The sequence below is a fragment of the Microvirga sp. KLBC 81 genome (genome assembly GCF_003075415.1).
Lineage (GTDB): Bacteria > Pseudomonadota > Alphaproteobacteria > Rhizobiales > Beijerinckiaceae > Microvirga.
Map to the genome: position 1 here is coordinate 297752 of NZ_QDAH01000001.1, position 17313 is coordinate 315064.

17 protein-coding genes and 1 tRNA gene are annotated in these 17313 nt (G+C 61.3%); 11 read left to right on the forward strand and 7 right to left on the reverse strand.

Features of this window, described 5'->3' with window-relative positions; translation table 11 throughout:
- Nucleotides 1-93: 93 nt before the first annotated feature.
- The 3 genes from DC522_RS01445 (at nucleotide 94) to DC522_RS01455 (ending at nucleotide 1855) form a co-directional block, all read left to right on the forward strand.
- Nucleotides 94-762: a TerC family protein gene (locus DC522_RS01445; protein ID WP_116526909.1), complete on the forward strand. Its 669-nt coding sequence runs from the start codon at nucleotides 94-96 to the stop codon at nucleotides 760-762.
- 71 nt (nucleotides 763-833) lie between these two features.
- Nucleotides 834-1535, forward strand: a complete 702-nt coding sequence (locus DC522_RS01450; RefSeq protein WP_116526910.1) for an AzlC family ABC transporter permease — start codon at nucleotides 834-836, stop codon at nucleotides 1533-1535.
- Nucleotides 1532-1855, forward strand: a complete 324-nt coding sequence (locus DC522_RS01455; RefSeq protein ID WP_116526911.1) for an AzlD family protein — start codon at nucleotides 1532-1534, stop codon at nucleotides 1853-1855. The genes DC522_RS01450 and DC522_RS01455 overlap by 4 nt, the downstream gene beginning before the upstream one ends.
- Here DC522_RS01455 and DC522_RS01460 read toward each other — a convergent pair.
- The 5 genes from DC522_RS01460 to murA all read right to left on the reverse strand — a co-directional run bounded on the left by DC522_RS01460 (nucleotide 1820) and on the right by murA (nucleotide 5948).
- Complete coding sequence (locus DC522_RS01460; protein ID WP_256369825.1) at nucleotides 1820-2299, reverse strand: low molecular weight phosphatase family protein; 480 nt, start codon at nucleotides 2297-2299, stop codon at nucleotides 1820-1822. The genes DC522_RS01455 and DC522_RS01460 overlap by 36 nt on opposite strands.
- A gap of 3 nt (nucleotides 2300-2302) precedes the next feature.
- Entirely contained in the window at nucleotides 2303-2788 is a 486-nt protein-coding gene (locus DC522_RS01465) for a UPF0262 family protein (protein ID WP_116526912.1), read from the reverse strand.
- A gap of 17 nt (nucleotides 2789-2805) precedes the next feature.
- Complete coding sequence (gene hisD, locus DC522_RS01470) at nucleotides 2806-4098, reverse strand: histidinol dehydrogenase (protein WP_116526913.1); 1293 nt, start codon at nucleotides 4096-4098, stop codon at nucleotides 2806-2808.
- Nucleotides 4098-4535: a DUF2948 family protein gene (locus DC522_RS01475; RefSeq protein ID WP_116526914.1), complete on the reverse strand. Its 438-nt coding sequence runs from the start codon at nucleotides 4533-4535 to the stop codon at nucleotides 4098-4100. The genes hisD and DC522_RS01475 overlap by 1 nt, the downstream gene beginning before the upstream one ends.
- Nucleotides 4536-4658: 123 nt before the next feature.
- The gene (gene murA / locus DC522_RS01480) at nucleotides 4659-5948 is read right to left on the reverse strand and encodes a UDP-N-acetylglucosamine 1-carboxyvinyltransferase (protein ID WP_116526915.1); all 1290 of its coding nucleotides are present in this window, start codon (nucleotides 5946-5948) and stop codon (nucleotides 4659-4661) included.
- A 396-nt stretch (nucleotides 5949-6344) separates the two neighbouring features.
- On the opposite strand from murA, the gene hemA reads away from it, so the two are divergent.
- Together hemA and DC522_RS01495 are read left to right on the forward strand one after the other, a co-directional pair.
- Nucleotides 6345-7571, forward strand: a complete 1227-nt coding sequence (gene hemA / locus DC522_RS01490) for a 5-aminolevulinate synthase (protein WP_116526917.1) — start codon at nucleotides 6345-6347, stop codon at nucleotides 7569-7571.
- A gap of 65 nt (nucleotides 7572-7636) precedes the next feature.
- Nucleotides 7637-7711, forward strand: a tRNA-Thr gene (locus DC522_RS01495).
- 213 nt (nucleotides 7712-7924) lie between these two features.
- Here DC522_RS01495 and DC522_RS01500 read toward each other — a convergent pair.
- Entirely contained in the window at nucleotides 7925-8362 is a 438-nt protein-coding gene (locus DC522_RS01500) for an EamA family transporter (RefSeq protein ID WP_116526918.1), read from the reverse strand.
- A 78-nt stretch (nucleotides 8363-8440) separates the two neighbouring features.
- Nucleotides 8441-9895: a glycosyl transferase family protein gene (locus DC522_RS01505; RefSeq protein WP_133239206.1), complete on the reverse strand. Its 1455-nt coding sequence runs from the start codon at nucleotides 9893-9895 to the stop codon at nucleotides 8441-8443.
- Nucleotides 9896-10293: 398 nt separating this feature from the next.
- Here DC522_RS01505 and DC522_RS01510 point away from each other — a divergent pair, with 398 nt between their 5' ends.
- The 6 genes from DC522_RS01510 to DC522_RS01535 all read left to right on the forward strand — a co-directional run bounded on the left by DC522_RS01510 (nucleotide 10294) and on the right by DC522_RS01535 (nucleotide 16981).
- The gene (locus tag DC522_RS01510; RefSeq protein WP_116526920.1) at nucleotides 10294-12384 is read left to right on the forward strand and encodes a TonB-dependent receptor domain-containing protein; all 2091 of its coding nucleotides are present in this window, start codon (nucleotides 10294-10296) and stop codon (nucleotides 12382-12384) included.
- Nucleotides 12385-12449: 65 nt separating this feature from the next.
- The gene (locus DC522_RS01515; RefSeq protein ID WP_245443883.1) at nucleotides 12450-13211 is read left to right on the forward strand and encodes a siderophore-interacting protein; all 762 of its coding nucleotides are present in this window, start codon (nucleotides 12450-12452) and stop codon (nucleotides 13209-13211) included.
- 45 nt (nucleotides 13212-13256) lie between these two features.
- Nucleotides 13257-14192, forward strand: a complete 936-nt coding sequence (locus DC522_RS01520) for a siderophore ABC transporter substrate-binding protein (protein ID WP_116526921.1) — start codon at nucleotides 13257-13259, stop codon at nucleotides 14190-14192.
- A gap of 119 nt (nucleotides 14193-14311) precedes the next feature.
- Nucleotides 14312-15274 carry an ABC transporter permease gene (locus DC522_RS01525; RefSeq protein ID WP_371678611.1) on the forward strand — a complete coding sequence of 321 codons (963 nt, stop codon included), beginning with the start codon at nucleotides 14312-14314 and terminating at the stop codon, nucleotides 15272-15274.
- Nucleotides 15267-16226, forward strand: a complete 960-nt coding sequence (locus DC522_RS01530) for an iron chelate uptake ABC transporter family permease subunit (protein WP_371678605.1) — start codon at nucleotides 15267-15269, stop codon at nucleotides 16224-16226. The genes DC522_RS01525 and DC522_RS01530 overlap by 8 nt, the downstream gene beginning before the upstream one ends.
- The gene (locus tag DC522_RS01535) at nucleotides 16223-16981 is read left to right on the forward strand and encodes an ABC transporter ATP-binding protein (protein ID WP_116526923.1); all 759 of its coding nucleotides are present in this window, start codon (nucleotides 16223-16225) and stop codon (nucleotides 16979-16981) included. The genes DC522_RS01530 and DC522_RS01535 overlap by 4 nt, the downstream gene beginning before the upstream one ends.
- Nucleotides 16982-17313: the final 332 nt, after the last annotated feature.

The following is a 17313-nucleotide window of genomic DNA, read 5'->3' on the forward strand; positions in this document are numbered from 1 at the left end:
TCAGTGGTCGGACCATCCGGTCAACTGGTGCGGGACAAGCGTCTTCTCGAACGTATCGCATGCGCTGCTCTTCAACCGACGACGAGGCAACGCATGTTTGAACTCTCACAATTCTTCGGACCGGAGATTGTCGCTTTCCTTATGGTAATCGGCATCGACCTGGCGCTCGCCGGCGACAATGCCATCGTCATCGGCCTTGCCGCCGCAGGCCTGCCCAAGGAACAGCGCAACAGGGCCATTCTGCTCGGCGTCCTCGCGGCCACTGTCCTGCGCATCCTCTTCGCTCTTGTGACGACCCAGCTTCTGCAGATCGTAGGCCTGCTCCTCGCCGGTGGCGTTCTGCTGCTGTGGGTCTGCTGGAAGATGTGGCGCGAGCTGCGGACGAGCCATGAGGAAGAAGAGGCCGCCGAAGAGGCTCTGGAAGGTGTCGATATCAATAAGGACGGCATCATCGCTGGTGGCGCGCCGCGCAAGACCTTTGCCCAGGCCGCCTGGCAGATTGTGATCGCCGACGTGTCGATGTCTCTCGACAATGTGCTGGCCGTTGCAGGCGCAGCCATGGAGCATCCCTACATCCTGGCATTCGGCTTGCTCCTCTCGATCGCCTTGATGGGCCTCGCCGCGTCCTTCATTGCCCGCCTGCTTCAGCGCTATCGCTGGATCGCCTATCTCGGCCTTGCGATCATTCTCTATGTGGCGCTCAAGATGATCTATGAAGGTTCCGTCGAGTTGGCCCCCTACGTGAACGCCGCGCTCAGCTAAGAAACGCTGAGACACTCAACCATCGTTACGGTTGACGGCGGGGATGCGGGAGGGCAGAGAGCTTAGTTCTCATGCCCTCCTCTCCCCGCCCTTTCTTTTCTCTGGCTGGTCTTCGCTACGGCGCGCGCGCCGCGCTGCCTGCTTTTCCCGGCTTCATCATGTTCGCTGCCGCCTTCGGAACGGCGTCGGCCCAGAAGGGTTTGTCCCTCGCCGAGGCCATGGGGCTCAGTGCATTCGTTTATGCCGGCGCCTCCCAGATGATCGGCCTCGAGATCTGGCAGCAGGTTTGGACGCCGACGACCATTCTCACCATCATGACGGTCACCGCGGTCGTGAACTCACGCATGATCCTGCTGGGCGCGACGCTCCAGCCCTGGCTGCGTCATGAGCCCGTCGCCCGCAGCGCACTCAATCTCTTCCTCATCACGGAAGCAGGCTGGCTCATCGGCACGCGCTATCACAACGAAGGCGGGCGCGACGTTGGCGTGCTTCTGGGAGCAGCGCTCACCCTCTGGCTGGTATGGCAGATCGCAACGATTGTCGGCTTCTTCGCCGGTGCGCTCGTGCCGGAACCGAAGCGCTTCGGGCTCGATCTCGTGATGCCGATCTTCTTCAGCGTGATGCTGGTGCCACTCTGGAAAGGGCCTCGCACCGCCCTCCCCTGGCTGGTGGCGGGCTTCGTGTCATTCGTCGTGCATGCCCTCGTGCCGGGTTATGGCTTCATCATCGCCGGCGCGCTGGCCGGCGTCATTGCGGGGATGCTGATCGAATGAGCGACTTGAGCACCTTCACCGCGAGCCCCTGGGGCTCGGTCCTTGCAATCGCGGCCATGACGCTCGTCACGTTCCTGTGCCGAATTGGCGGCGTCGTGCTCATGAGTCACGTGCGCATCACGCCGCGCATCGAACGCGGACTTCGCGCACTTCCAGGCTCCATCATTCTCGCGACGATCCTGCCCGTTGCTCTCGACAATGGTTTTCCTGCGCTTATCGCGCTTGGTGCTGCCATTACTGTAATGGCGCTCACGCGCATCGACCTTCTCGGTCTTGCCGCGGGCCTAGGCACCCTCTCCATTATCCGGGCTTTTCTGTGAGCTCCTGAGCCGCAGGCGAATGCGATACATCAAGCCGTCGCGGATGTTGCGATAGGCATCGAGCACATGGTCGCGCGAGCCTTGTGTGATCGTCGGATCAGGCGTCGGCCAATATTCGACCTCAGCCGCGATGGTGCGTGTCAGTTCAAGCGCCGCGTGATGCGCCTCCGGGGACAGCGAGATGATGAGGTCGAAATTGAGCCCTTCCCACTCCTCCAGTTCATCTAAGGTGCGCGGCTTGTGCCTGGAGGCATCGATGCCGATCTCGGCAAGGGTGGACACCATAAAGCTGTCCGGCTCGCTTTTGCGGACTCCAGCGGACTGCACATAGATGGACTTGCCGAAATAATGGCGCGCAATCGCCTCGGCCATGGGCGAGCGAACGGAATTCATCGCGCAGACGAACAGAACCGAGTGGATCCGCTTCGGGCGCGATTCGTCCACGCGTCAGCCTTTCCAGTGAAGCGCGAAGATCAGCGTGAAGAGGCGGCGCGCCGTGTCGAAGTCGACATCGAGTTTTCCGTCGAGACGCTGCCGCAGCAATTCGGCGGCTTCGTTGTGCAGCCCCCTGCGCCCCATGTCGATGGCTTCGATCTGCGCCGGCGAGGCGGAACGGATCGCCTGATAGTAGCTCTCGCAGATCATGTCGTAATCGCGAATGACCTTCCGGAACGGCGTCAACGACAAATGATGCGAGACGAGATGCGCGCCGTCCTGCGACGAGACTTCGAAACAGAGCTTTTTCTCGATCAGCGAGATGCGCAAGGCATAAGGGCCACCGTCATAGTTCGGCAGGGCGAAGCTATTCTCCTCGAGAATGTCATAGATCGCGATGGCCCGCTCATGTTCCTGATCGGGATTGCCGCGCCCGATGGATGCCTCGTCGAGGGTGACCGCGATCAGGCGGCACCGCTCCTTCGTTGTGCTCGACATCCCCCCTCCGAAAAGCCTCACAGGTTCAGGCGGATTGCCACGGACCGTGCATGCCCCTCCAACCCCTCAGACCGCCCGAGGGCGATGGCTGCGGGGCCGAGCGCCCGCAAGGCGCCCGGATCGCACTTCAGGATCGAGGTTCGCTTCATGAAGTCAAGCACCCCGAGGCCGGAGGAGAACCGGGCGGAGCGCGCCGTGGGGAGAACGTGATTGGGGCCGCCCACATAATCGCCGATGGCTTCCGGCGTGTGGCTGCCGAGGAAGATCGCGCCCGCATTGCGCACTTGGGCCGCCAGTTCCTCCGCATTTTCGGCTTCGATTTCGAGATGCTCGGGCGCCAGGCGGTCCACGAGCGGAATGGCGTTCCCGAGCTTGTCGATCAGGATGATCGCGCCGTAGTCACGCCAGCTTGCACCGGCAATCTCCGCCTTCGGCAGGGTCTGGAGCTGGCGCTCGACCGCCAGTTCGACGGCATCGGCCAGGGAGGCGCTGTCGGTGATGAGGATCGATTGCGCGGCCGGATCGTGCTCGGCCTGGGCCAGGAGATCGGCGGCGATCCAATCGGGATTGGCATGGGCATCCGCGAGGATCAGCACCTCCGAGGGACCAGCAATCATGTCGATGCCCACTTGCCCGAACACGCGGCGCTTGGCAGCGGCCACATAGGCGTTGCCGGGCCCTACGATCTTGGCGACAGGCTTCACGGTATCAGTGCCGTAAGCCAAGGCCGCAACCGCCTGCGCGCCGCCGATCCGGAAGACTTCGTCGACGCCGGCGAGACGCGCGGCCGCCAGCACGAGGGGATTGGTCTCGCCGCGCGGGGTCGGCACGACCATGGCGACGCGGGGAACGCCCGCGACCTTTGCGGGCACGGCGTTCATGAGAACGGAAGACGGATAGCTCGCACGCCCGCCGGGAACGTAAAGGCCGACGGACTCGATCGCCGTCCAGCGCCAGCCGAGCGTGACGCCCAGGGGGTCGGTCACCAGCGAATCTTCCGGCCGCTGCGTGCGGTGATAGACCTCGATACGCTCCTTCGCGAGAGCGAGGGCCTCAAGCGCCTCTTTCGAGCATTGGGCTTCCGCCGCATCAATCTCCTCGTCGGAGATCCGCAGCGTCTCAGGCTGCAGCGCCAGTCCATCGAAGCGGTAGGTGTAGTCGATGAGAGCCTCGTCGCCCTTGACCACCACATCCTCGATGATGGCGCGCACGGCCTGGTCCACGTCCTCGGACACCTCGCGCTTGGCCGAAAGCAAAGCCGCGAAGGCTAACGGGAACGAGGTCTCCCGCGCGTCGAGCCGTTGAACCATCACAGGCGCTCCGCCTGCTCAAGATCCTTGTGCTCAGGGCGGCTTTCGGCGGCCCAGACCGGACCGGTATCTTTCATCTGCATTTCGATGCACTCCAGGTCCACCTGGATGGCTCCGCCTTCGGCAAAGATCAAGGTGGCGGTGCCTGAAGGAGCGTCTCCTTCCTCAAAGGCAATGGCAAGAAGGTTAAGAACGGTATCCTTCTTGGCTTGGTCGATGCCGCGCACGCGCACCGCCTTCACATGCTCGAAATGCATGCAGGTCAACCGGCGCTGGGGAGTGGCCGCTTCCCAGTCGTAGCGCCGCACCTGGATGGCGAAGCGGCGCTCCTTGGGGAGATAGACCATATCGCCGACACGCAGCAGCGAATCCTGCAGGTGGGCCGAGATGACGGCAAGATCTTCCGGGTCTAACGCAACGAGTCTCAGGAGGTCCATGGCCCTAAACCTATGTTGAACTTTGATGTTTAGGTAGAGAGCCGCAGTCTCGTGTGCAACCTTTCCCCTGCCGTGTTGTCTCGGGTTTCGCTGAGAAGCGGAGGCAAAAGCGCCTCCGCCCGATCAGCCTCGCAGGCGCTCGATCTCGGCGCCGCAACGGGCGAGCTTGGCCTCGAGGGCCTCGAAGCCGCGATCGAGATGATAGACGCGGTTGATGGTGGTCTCGCCCTCGGCCACGAGGCCGGCGATCACCAGGGACACGGACGCGCGAAGGTCCGTTGCCATGACCGGGGCGCCCTTCAAGGCGGGAACGCCATCCACATAGGCGCTGTCGCCATCGAGGCGGATATGAGCGCCAAGGCGCGCCAGCTCCTGCACATGCATGAACCGGTTCTCGAAGATCGTCTCGCGGATGCGCGACGTGCCGTTGGCGCGGGTCATGAGAGCCATGAACTGGGCCTGAAGGTCCGTGGGGAAGCCCGGGAACGGATCCGTCGTCACGTCCACGGCCTGGATGCCATTCCCGTTCCGGCGGATGCGGATGCCGCTATGGGTCGAGGAAACCTCGGCTCCGGCCTGGCCCAGGACATCCAGAGCAGCCTGGAGATACTCGGGCCGGGTGTTCTCCAGAACCAGATCGCCGCCGGTCATGGCGACCGCCATGGCGTAGGTGCCGGTCTCGATGCGGTCGGGCATCACGTCATGGGAGGCGCCGTGGAGGCCGGAGACGCCTTCCACCACGATCTCGGAAGTGCCGGCGCCCTGGATCCTGGCGCCCATCTTGATCAGGCAGTCGGCCAGATCCGCCACCTCGGGCTCGCGAGCGGCGTTGCGGATCACGGTGGTGCCTTGAGCAAGCGTTGCCGCCATCAGGGCCACATGGGTGCCGCCGACGGTCACCTTCGGGAAGTCGATCTCGGCGCCACGAAGCCCCCTGGGGGCCGAGGCCACCACGTAGCCGCCCTCGATCTCGATGGCGGCACCGAGCTTCGCCAGCGCCATGATGAGCAGATCCACAGGGCGCGTGCCGATGGCGCAGCCGCCGGGCATGGAGACCTTGGCATGGCCGAAGCGGGCGACCAGAGGGGCAATGACCCAGAAGCTGGCACGCATGGTGGAGACCAGCTCATATGGCGCGCAGGTGTCGATGATGCTCTGGGCCGTCAGGCGGATCGTCTGGCCGGTCTCGGAGGACTGGCCGGGCCTGCGGCCAGCGATGGAGTGATCCACGCCGAAATTGCTCATGATGCGCAGGAGAGAGGAGATGTCCGCGAGCCGCGGCACGTTGCCGAGCTCAAGCGGATCCTCCGTCAGCAGGCTCGCGATCATCAGAGGCAAGGCCGCGTTCTTGGCGCCGGAGATCGGGATCAATCCATTGAGAGGCGCGCCGCCCCGGATGCGAATGCGGTCCATGAAATTGTATTCCCCTTACCTTATGCGAGCTTATGCTATGCGCGTCTTCAGCTTTATAGGCTAGTCGGACGGCTTGTCGCGCTCAGCCGAAACGCTCAAGCTCCCGCTTTCGGTTCCAGTCGAGGTTGACGCCGCCTTCGCCGCCTGTTGCCGCCCTCTCGCCTGAGCCTTCCGCTTTCTCAGGTTTTCCTTTAAAGCCGCCTTAAGCCGTTCGGCTTTGTCTTGCGATTTCACGTCAGTCATGGTTCACGCGACCCATCGTCGCCTTTTCCCATAAAGGCTTCGCAAGCGGCCCTCAACCGCAATATTGGTTCTCGGGCTTTGACCGGGATCAATGTCGTCTGGCATAATGACTGCGTAAATCCCGGGGCATTGCGTTGCCCACCCGGTGAGATGATGAATTATCAAGGTTTCTTCACGTCAGCCCTCGACCGCCTCCAGGCGGAGCGCCGCTATCGCGTTTTCGCGGATATCGAGCGCAAGGCGGGCCACTTCCCCCACGCCACCTGGCACAGCCCCGAGGGCCCGCGCCCCATCACGGTGTGGTGCTCCAACGATTATCTCGGCATGGGCCAGAACCGGGACGTGACCCGCGCCATGGTCGAGGTCGCCTGGCGGCTCGGCACGGGCGCCGGCGGCACCCGCAACATCTCCGGCAACAGCCACCCCATCGTGGAGCTCGAGGCGGAACTCGCCGACCTCCATGGCAAGGAAGCGGCCCTCGTCTTCACCTCGGGCTACGTTTCGAATCAGACCGGCATCTCCACGCTCGCCAAGCTGATTCCCAACTGCCTGATTCTCTCGGACGCCCTGAACCACAATTCCATGATCGAGGGTGTGCGCCAGTCGGGCTGCGACAAGGTCATTTTCCGCCATAACGACCTCGAGCACCTGGAGGAGCTGCTCAAAGCGGCCGGCGACCGGCCGAAGCTCATCGTGTTCGAGAGCGTCTATTCCATGGATGGCGACATCTCCCCCATCCACGCCATCTGCGATCTGGCCGAGCGCTACAACGCCATGACCTATCTCGATGAGGTCCATGCGGTGGGCATGTACGGCCCTCGCGGCGGCGGGATCGCCGAGCGGGACGGTGCCATGCACCGGGTCGACGTGATCGAGGGCACCCTCGGCAAGGCCTTCGGCGTCATGGGCGGATATCTTAGCGGCACCAGGGCCGTGATGGACGCCGTGCGCAGCTTCGCCCCTGGCTTCATCTTCACCACCGCTCTCCCGCCGGCGGTGGCTGCGGCCGCCACGGCTTCGATTCGCCATCTGAAGACCTCCTCCAAGGAGCGGCAGATGCAGCAGCGCCAAGTGGTCCGCACCAAGGCGGTGCTGAGCGGCCTCGGCATTCCGATCATGGATACGGTGACCCATATCGTGCCGGTCATGGTGGGCGATGCGGAAGCCTGCAAGGCAGCATCCGATCGCCTCCTCGAGAAGCACGGAATCTATATTCAGCCGATCAACTATCCCACCGTGCCCCGCGGCACGGAGCGCCTGCGCATTACCCCCGGCCCCTTCCACACGGACGCCCATATCAATGCTCTGGGCGCTGCGCTTGTGGAAGTTTGGACCGCCCTGAAGCTCCCTTTCGGGCCAAAAGCACAGGCAGCTGAATAAAAGATCGATTTCAATCTTGCGCATGGGGCCGCGCTGTGGCAGTAAGCGGCCCTCTTCGTTGGCGGGCTGCCGTAGCTCAGTGGTAGAGCACTCCCTTGGTAAGGGAGAGGTCGAGAGTTCGATCCTCTCTGGCAGCACCATCCCTTTCATCCGGGATTTACGCCAACTTCAAGCAGGATTTCAGGTTTAGGGCGCCCGATCCCGGGCTTGCGACAAAACCGCCCCTCTCCTCGTCAAACGACAGCTTCTGTGAGGAGATCAACTCCGCGGCATATCTTTGCTCCGCCACTCCCTTGTCCCATCCATCTCCTCAGCGCAGGGATTACCGGCTGAAGGAGAGAGGTGAAACACCATCAACCTTTGTAGGCAACGAGGACCGCTCCGGCAGCGATGAACCCGACGCCGAGCCAGTTGGGTAGCGACAGCTTCTCGCCCAAGAATGCGACCCCAAAGACAGCGACCAGAACGACGCTCAATTTATCGATAGGCGCCACCTGTGCGGCATTGCCGAGCTTGAGGGCTCGGAAGTAGCAGACCCATGAGGCACCCGATGCCAGTCCGGAGAGAACAAGGAAGAGATAGCTCCGGCCCGATATAGATCCGAGCGGCTGCCATTGGCCTGTCACGATCAGGATCGCCCCGAGAGCACACAAGATCACAATTGTGCGGATTAAGGTCGCGAAGTCCGAGTTAACGTTCTCTATCCCGACTTTCGCGAAGACGGCGGTCAGGGCCGCGAACGTCGCCGAAAGCAGAGCCCAGAACTGCCACGACAAAAAGATTGATCTCATTCCAAAACCTCATTTGAGCGTGCATCGGAGCCTGATCCGGAGCCCGATCCTGCTCACCCACACATGCTGGGAACCCGTTTAGGTTTGCTTCACTGCCGGGCAGAGCATCCCGGTCCCTATCCGCACATCCTTTCGACGCGTTTCCCAGAGGCCTTCTGCTGTCGCCTGACACACCTCCAATGGGCCAGCCTTCCCGCCACTCAATGTGAGAAGCGCAATCGCTGCAGTCGCGCAGATGATGGTCGTGGCGCGTTCGTCGCGTACGGTGCCAGTCCAGACGGCGCGCCAGTATTCGAGGCTTGTCATCCCCGTCAGAGGATAAGCCTTCGGTTCCGGCACGGCGGGCACGAAAAGATCCTCTGTTGTTCCGGCACTCAGGCGAAGGAGCGTGCTCGAGCGGAAAGGCGTCGCCTCGGCAGCGTCTCGGCTGGTGCCGAGCACCGTCATATCTCCGTATCCGAGCAATACGCCTGCATCGCGGTGCAGTTCACGGTAGGCCGGGCGCACAACGCCCATCATGCTTGAGGGGGCGCTTAGCGGATTGAGAAGCGGCATGACGGAGTTGATTGGCGAGCGCGTCTCAAACAGACCGTAAAGGGAGAGTAGGCGGTGGACTTGCGAGGACATCGCCGCAACCGGGAGATATGCGATGCCATGCTCGGCGATGGCATTCATCGCGGCCGTGATGCTCGCACATATCGGAATGCCTAGTGCCCGGGCTGCCGACACGAGCATACCCTTCGTATTGCCGCCTCCATCGCTTCCATGAAGGAGAATTCTGTATCTTGCTCCCGCAAGCAGCAATGCCGATTGAAGGAACCACGGCATTCTCCGTGACTTCGGAGAAATGTAGGCTGGCCAATCCAGATCGACGGGAGATGTCGCAGGATCTGCAGCCCGAATGTGCGACCGGACAGCCCGCACGAGACCTGCAAGTTCAGCAGCGGTCTCTCCCCTGAAATTCATGACGGAGAGCAGTGCACCGACCTGCACGGGATCCGCCCTGCCTTCAAGAATGATGGAGAGCGCATCCTCCGCTTCGGTGATGGTGAGAGGACGGCTATTCCCGATCCCTGCCCCTGCCGTCGCGATGTGCTTGGCAAGCCGCTTTCGAGCATCCTCTGCGTTCCCAAGGACCGAGAGCTTGCGCGCGAACGCCTCCGGGAGTGGCTCACCCTCAAGCAGAATGCTCGGCCGGGAGGTCAAGGGCGCTGCCTCGATGACGGGTTCTCCTGACCAGAGTGCAGGATCGATGGTGACGCCGCCAGAAACCGATTGTCGCGATTGAAAAAGCGCCTCGGCCTCTGCCGCGACAGCGCGCAGTCTTTGGCGAATGGATTCCGCGAACGGTGTCGGAATCAGACGTCGCGATGATCGGATGAAGATCGGATCGTCATAGGTCTCGCGGATCTGCCCGAGGAGCCGGCTCATTGCCGGCGTGCTCATGCCCAGCCGTTCAGCGGCGCGGCTGACACTTCCCTCCATGAGCAAGACATCGAGCGCCAAGAGGAGACGAAGACGACCAAGTTTCAAATGATCTTCCGGTGCAGAATTCAAAATCTTCCTGTCTTCAATGCTGATTCAGAGGCGACGGACAATGGTGCTGCGACATCTCTATGCTCATTGGCTATTCCGCATTCCGACGAATCCTTCAAGCAGCGGAAGACAACTTTAGAGTCTTTATAATTTGCGTTTTTCTGAACTCGGAATGACTCTCAAACATAGGCGTTGACCGCGTTCTCCCCCCAAACCTAGTAGCTGCCCCACCAATCATCTAGGTAAAGGGTTTGGGGCAGATGAGTGAGCTTGGCTTTTCAGCTCAGCGGGGTACCTGCAGCGGATATTCAGCGCAGAAAGCTCGTACAACAAATTCTGAAGAAGCAATCTTGGACACATCGCGTTCGAGACATGAAAAGGCGCACAAGAGCAGCATGCTCACTTTGCTCTTCGCATGCACAAGCCTTTCGACGCTCCTCGTCACCTCAACGGTAGCCGCCGCACAAACCACCGACAGCAATGCGGCTTCTGATAACAATGATGTGATCACGCTGGATCAGGTAGTCGTGACCGCAGCAGGCTTCGAGCAGAGCGTCAAGGATGCCCCGGCGAGCATCTCGGTCATCACCCGCGAGGAATTCGAGAAGGGCGCTTTCCGCGACCTGACGGATGCCTTGAAGGAGGTCCAGGGTGTCTCTGTGACGGGTGTTGCCAATGAAAAGGACATCTTCATTCGCGGCCTTCCAGGATCGTACACGCTGATCCTCGTCGACGGAAAGCGCCAGAGCACCCGTGACGCCCGCACCAATGGCAATTCAGGCTTCGAGCAAAGTTTCATCCCGCCGGTCTCAGCCATCGAACGCATCGAGGTCGTGCGCGGCCCGATGTCGTCCCTCTACGGTTCCGATGCCATGGGCGGCGTGATCAACATCATCACGCGGAAGGTGTCCGACACTTGGGGAAGCACGATCACGACGGATGGCACGCTCCAGCAACACGATCATTTCGGCAACTCCGCTCAAGGCTCCTTCTATACGAGCGGTCCGCTGATTCACCGGATGCTGGGGCTTCAGCTCTGGGGCCGCGGCTTCGGCCGGGGCGAGGATGAAATGCTGAGCGGCATCACCGGAGCACGGGAGGGCAATATCGGCGGGCGCTTGACCCTCACGCCCAACGAGAATCATGACCTGATGCTGGAAAGCGGCTTCACGCGTGTTCGCAGGAATGCCTCGAAGTGGGGCACGCTCGAAGCAACCGAAAACGACACGTACAATTACAACGATCGCAAGTATTGGTCGCTGAGCCATGAAGGTCGGTGGGGGCCCCCGACGTCAAACTTCTCTGTCATCCAGGAATGGGCTGAGCGGAGGAGCTACACGCAAAACCCGCGAACCACTGTCTTCGACAAAAACCCGCGCTCGCCCGAGATCAGGAACACGGTTGTCGACGGCAAGTTCACGACCCCCTTCGAGCTGCTCGGCCTCCATACTCTCGTGACCGGAGGGCAGTGGTTCAATGCGATGCTGACGGACCAGAATCCTGGCCGCCGCACGGGCCGCGACGAGACGTTCGAGATCAACCAATGGGCTCTCTTCGCCGAAGACGAGTGGCGCCTGACCGACACGTTCTCACTCACGAACGGCCTGCGCATGGATCACCACGAGATCTATGGCGCCCATTACAGCCCGCGTAGCTATGCGGTGTGGCACGCAACCGAAAACCTGACCTTGAAGGGCGGCGTCTCCACAGGCTTCCGCGCCCCTGAGATCCGCCAAATCGCACCGGGCTATGCCTATACCACCGGAGGCGGAGGCTGCACCTACGGCCCGAGCGGAACCTGCGGCGTCATTCTCGCCGACGAGAGCCTGCAGGCTGAAACCAGCACCAGCTACGAAGTCAGCGCCGTGTGGGACGACCTCAACGGCTTCACCGCCAGCGCGACCTACTTCTACACCGACTTCAAGGACAAGATCAGCAATGCCTTGGTGCTGGACGGTGCGGGCGATCCTGTACGCTGGTCGGAGGATCCGAACTATCGCCTCTGGTACAACTACAACATCGACGATGCGGTGATCCAAGGCGTCGAACTGGCAGCCACTTGGCGGGCAACGGATACACTTTCGATCCGCGGCAGCTACACCTTCACCGATTCCGAACAGCGGACCGGCGATTACGCAGGTTTTCCTCTCGCTCGAACCCCGAAGCACATGGCCAATGCGCGCCTGGATTGGATCACGCCTGTGACCGGTTTGGCCACATGGGCGGCGGTAAACTTTCACGGCGCGGAGATCGTGGGGGGCGCGCGCATCGGCACCAACGGCACGCCGGTAATCATCAACGGCATGGAGGGCCGCAGGTATGATGCATACGCCACGATGGATGTCGGCCTGTCCTACGACTTCACGGAACAGCTGACCCTGAATGTCGCAATCTACAATGTCTTCGACAAGGAGATCGAGCCGACGGACTACAACACGGTCGTCGAGGGGCGCCGTCTCTGGGTGAGCATGTCGGCCACATTCTGATCCCTGAGGGGAGCAATCACTCCCCTCGCCTGATCCCGGTCCCATTCGCATCAACAGGAACAAGCATGAGAGATGACAGCAAGCCTGATGCTCCCGAGCCGACGCGCCAGTGGCCACCGATGCGGAGCTGGACCTTTCGGGTCATCGACGCCTTCGACGCGTCGCCCACCATGCGCCGCGTCGTCCTGACGGCGGACGACATCGATGAGTTCGCTTACAAGCCGGGGCAGGCCATCATCATGATGGTTCCCCTGCCCGAAGGCGGAGTGGGACGGCGAGACTACACGATCCGTGGCATGGACCGTGCCGCACGGACGATCAGCGTCGATTTCGTGCTCCACGGCGATACACCGGCTCCCACTTGGGCGCGGCAGGCCAAGCCGGGTGATACGATCGAGGCAAAAGGCCCGCGCGGGGGCACCGTGCTACGCCCGAATGCGGATTGGCACCTCCTGACCGGAGATGAGACCTGCATCCCCGCCATCGCCCATATCCTGGAGGCTATGCCAGTCGGCACCAAGGCCTTTGCCTTCATCGAAGTTGGCGACAAAAGCGGCGAATTCACGTTCGAGACGCAAGCGGACGCCGCCATCCGCTGGGTGCATCGCAATGGAGCACCCGCTGGTCCAAGCGAGCTCATGAATGGCGTAGCACGGGATTTCCCTCTGCCGACCGGCAAAGGCCACGCGTACATCATCGGCGAAACGAGCAATGTCCGCCGCCAACGACACACCCTCATCGCACGAGGGCTTACCCGCGATCAGATTTCGTCGGAGGGCTACTGGCGTCCCGGCCGCATCGGTGGCCATGACCATGTTGACGACTGACGCTTCATAAACCGGCACCTGAACACATTTCTGGAGAGCAACGTCATGGTGAACTTCTCTACCCGCCTCCCCCATTCTCTCGCCGCTGTGGTCGCTGGCGCTCTCGCGCTCGGCACCCTGACCGCAAGCGCCCACGCGCAGGATCTCAAGGTCCAACATGCAAAAGGCCAAACGTCGGTTCCCCTGAAGCCCAAGAAGGTTCTCGCCTTCGATCTCGCCTCGCTCGACACACTGAACGCGCTCGGCATCGAGGTCTCCGGCGTCCCAACTGCACGGTTTCCCGAGTATCTCGCGAAGTACGGCGCGGATAAGTACGAAAAGGTCGGCACTCTATTCGAGCCGAACTATGAGGCTGTCAATGCCGCTGAGCCGGACCTGATCATCGTCGGAGGCCGCTCCAGCGCCAAATACGGGGATCTGGCGAAGATCGCCCCGACGATCGACATGACTGTCGATCCCAAGGATTACGTTGGCAGCGTCAAGCGCAACGTTCAGCTTCTGGCCAAGATTTTTGATAAGCAGGCCGAGGCGGATTCGCAGCTTGCCAGGCTTGAGCAGTCCGTGGCGGCTCTCCAGCAGGACGCATCGAAAGCTGGCAAGGGCCTTCTCATCCTCACGACCGGCGGCAAGATGAGCGCCTACGGGCCGGGCTCTCGGTTCGGGCTGCTACACACCGAATTCGGGATCGTACCGGCCGTTGAGGGTCTCGCCACCACGAACCACGGACAAGCCGTGAACGCGGAATTCATCCTCAAGACGGATCCCGATTGGCTCTTCGTGATCGACCGCGACGCAGCTACGGGCCAGGGCGGCGGGGCTGCCAGGAAGGTATTGGATAACGATCTGGTTTCCCGAACCAAGGCCTCAAAGAACAATCAGGTCGTCTATCTCGACCCGGTCAACTGGTATCTGGTCGGCGGCGGATTAACGGCGATGCAGGCCAGCGTTGATCAGATCGCGAAAGCCATCGCCAAGAAATAGGCTTGAATGGACCTGCCCTTCGCGGCATTGCACCGACCGCGGGTCATCCCATGGGCGATCCGCTTTGTCATGCGAAACCCTCAATTTGATGCGCTGAGCGCGAGCGCTCCCGAATGATCGTGAAACGTCTCCTTCTCGCAGCAACCGCCGTTACCATCCTGGCATTGATCAGCCTGCTGATCGGCGCGGGCGACTTGTCGCTATCGGCGCTGGTCACGCAGCAGGAGGGGCAGTACGCCACTCAGATCCTGCTGATCTCACGCATCCCCCGAACTCTGGCCCTCATCCTGGCCGGAACGGCCATGGCGGCGGCTGGGACGATCATGCAGATGCTGACCCGCAACCGATTTGTGGAGCCGTCCACGGCAGGAACTGTCGAGTCCGCAAGCCTCGGCCTCCTCATCGTCACCCTGTTCGCACCGGAAGCGCCTGTCATCGTAAAGATGCTGATCGCCGCAGGTTTCGCGCTGGCGGGGACGGTTCTGTTTCTGCGCATTCTCGAGCTCGTGCCCCTGCGCTCCGTGCTGACCGTGCCGCTCGTCGGCATCATGCTGGGTGGCATTATCGGGGCGATCACCACATTCTTCGCCTATCGGTTCGACCTGCTGCAATCCTTGAACGCCTGGACGACCAGCGATTTCTCGGGCGTCCTGCGCGGCCGCTACGAACTGCTCTGGGTCACGTTCGCCTTAACCTTTATGGCCTATCTCGCCGCGGATCGGCTGACCCTCGCCGGGATGGGCCGAGACTTCGCCACCAATCTGGGTTTGCGTTACCACGGCATCATGTCGTTTGGCCTCATCATAGTCGCGATGGTGACGGCCACTATCGTCGTCACCGTCGGCATGCTGCCGTTCCTCGGCCTGATCGTCCCGAACGTGGTGAGCTTGATCATGGGAGATAACATGCACCGCTCCCTGCCCTGGATTGCCCTGCTGGGAGCAGGACTCGTCCTCACCTGCGACATCGTCGGACGTGTGGCGTACCATCCCTACGAGATCCCCATCGGAACCATCATGGGGATCGTCGGCAGCGGCCTGTTCTTGCTCCTCCTGCTCAAGGGGCGCGAACGTCTTGCGTGAGAACAGACGGCCCATACATGCTCTTCTGATCCTCGCTGCCATTGCTGCGGGCGTGATCGTGCTGTTCATGACGCTGAACGCAAAAGGGCGATGGGACTTCATCCTGCCTTTTCGCGGCATGAAGGTTCTATCCATGGTTCTGGTGGGCTATGCCATCGCCGTCTCGACCGTCCTGTTCCAGACTGTGAGCCACAACCGGATCCTGACACCCTCGATCATGGGCTTTGACGCGCTCTATATTCTTATCCAGACAAGCCTGATCTTCACCATCGGCTCAGCCAATGTGACAGCTTTTGACCCGCGCCTGCTGTTTGCGTTCGAAGTGGCCGTGATGGTGGCATTCTCCAGCGCGCTCTACCGCTGGCTCATCTCCGATAACAGCCGCAATCTTCACGTACTCGTTCTCGTGGGCATCGTCTTCGGCGTGCTGTTCCGAAGCCTGTCGGGTTTCATGCAGCGGATCATTGATCCCAATGAATTCGTGCTTCTGCAGGATCGCCTGTTTGCAAACTTCAACAGCGTCGACAGCAATCTTCTCGCCGTGTCGACCGCGGCCGTCATGATCGTGTCGATCGCCATGTGGCGGCTCCTGCACGTTTATGACGTGCTGTCCCTTGGACGGGAGGCCTCCATCAACTTGGGCGTCAATCACAATCGGGTGGTGACCATCGTTCTCATGCTGGTGGCGGTTCTCGTATCGATATCAACCGCCCTCGTAGGCCCGGTGACCTTCTTCGGACTGCTAGTCGCCAATCTCGCTTATCAGCTTGCCGGAACGCAAAAGCACCGCTTCGTGCTGCCTATTGCAGTGCTGCTCGCCGTCATCTGTCTCGTCGGTGGTCAGCTCATCCTCGAGCGAGTCCTTGCCTTCGATACGGCGCTGAGCATCGTCATCGAATTCGTGGGCGGCATCGTCTTCCTCGCCCTCCTGATCAGAGGAGTTGCCCGTTGATTGAGATCTCCAACGTCCGCAAGGCTTATGGCGACACCATCGTCGTGCATGACGTGTCGCTGCAGATTCCTCGCCAGGGCATCACGTCCATCATTGGCCCCAACGGCGCCGGCAAATCCTCCCTTCTGTCGATGATCAGCAGGCTTTCGCCGATGTCAGCCGGAACGGTCACCGTAGATGGGCTCGACGTCACCAGAACCCCTTCCGAGACCCTGGCGAAGCGTCTGTCCATCCTCCGGCAGGACAACAGGGTCGGCTCGCGGCTGACTGTTCGGGACTTGGTCGAGTTCGGACGCTATCCCTATTCGAAGGGCCGCCTCACGGCTGAGGACCGCGCCCGAGCGGATAAGGCCATCGGCTTTCTGTGCCTCGAAACTCTCACCGACCGCTTTCTCGACGAGTTGTCCGGCGGTCAGCGCCAACGGGCCTATGTCGCCATGGTGCTCTGCCAGGACACGGACTATGTCCTCTTCGATGAGCCCCTGAACAACCTCGACATGAAGCACGCGGTGGGCATGATGAAGCTGCTGCGGCAAGCGGCTGATGCGCTCGGCAAGACGATTGTCCTCGTACTGCACGACATCAACTTCGCCTCCTGCTACTCGGACTATATTGTGGCCATGCGCGATGGCGCTATCGTCCGCCACGGCACGCCCGCCGAGATCATGACGAGTGACGTGATCCGGGAAGTCTATGGGATGGATGTCGAGGTCCAAGACGCCCAGGGGCGGAAAATCTCGATCTACTACATTTGATTGTACAAGCCCCAGCCGAGCCGGTCACCAGCGCGGTTTTGCCGGAAAGATCAAACAAATTCCATGCAGTCCTGCTTTACTCTACCTCGCAATGAAGACCACTCCGTCAAGCATCAAGAAGAGCGACTCGCGTCTCTACGCTGTTTTGACGCGCAGACCAGCTGGCATCAGAGTTGATGGCAGACCTTATTCTCGTTGGTCCCTGTACCTCTGCCCGTGACCATCTCTGGCTCGCTGGGAAGGTCGCCTCCGGGTCCAGCCTGTGTGGAAACGCGTTGATCTGCTAAGCTGATGTTGATCAGCGGAGGGCCGGATGAAGCGTTTCGTTGAAG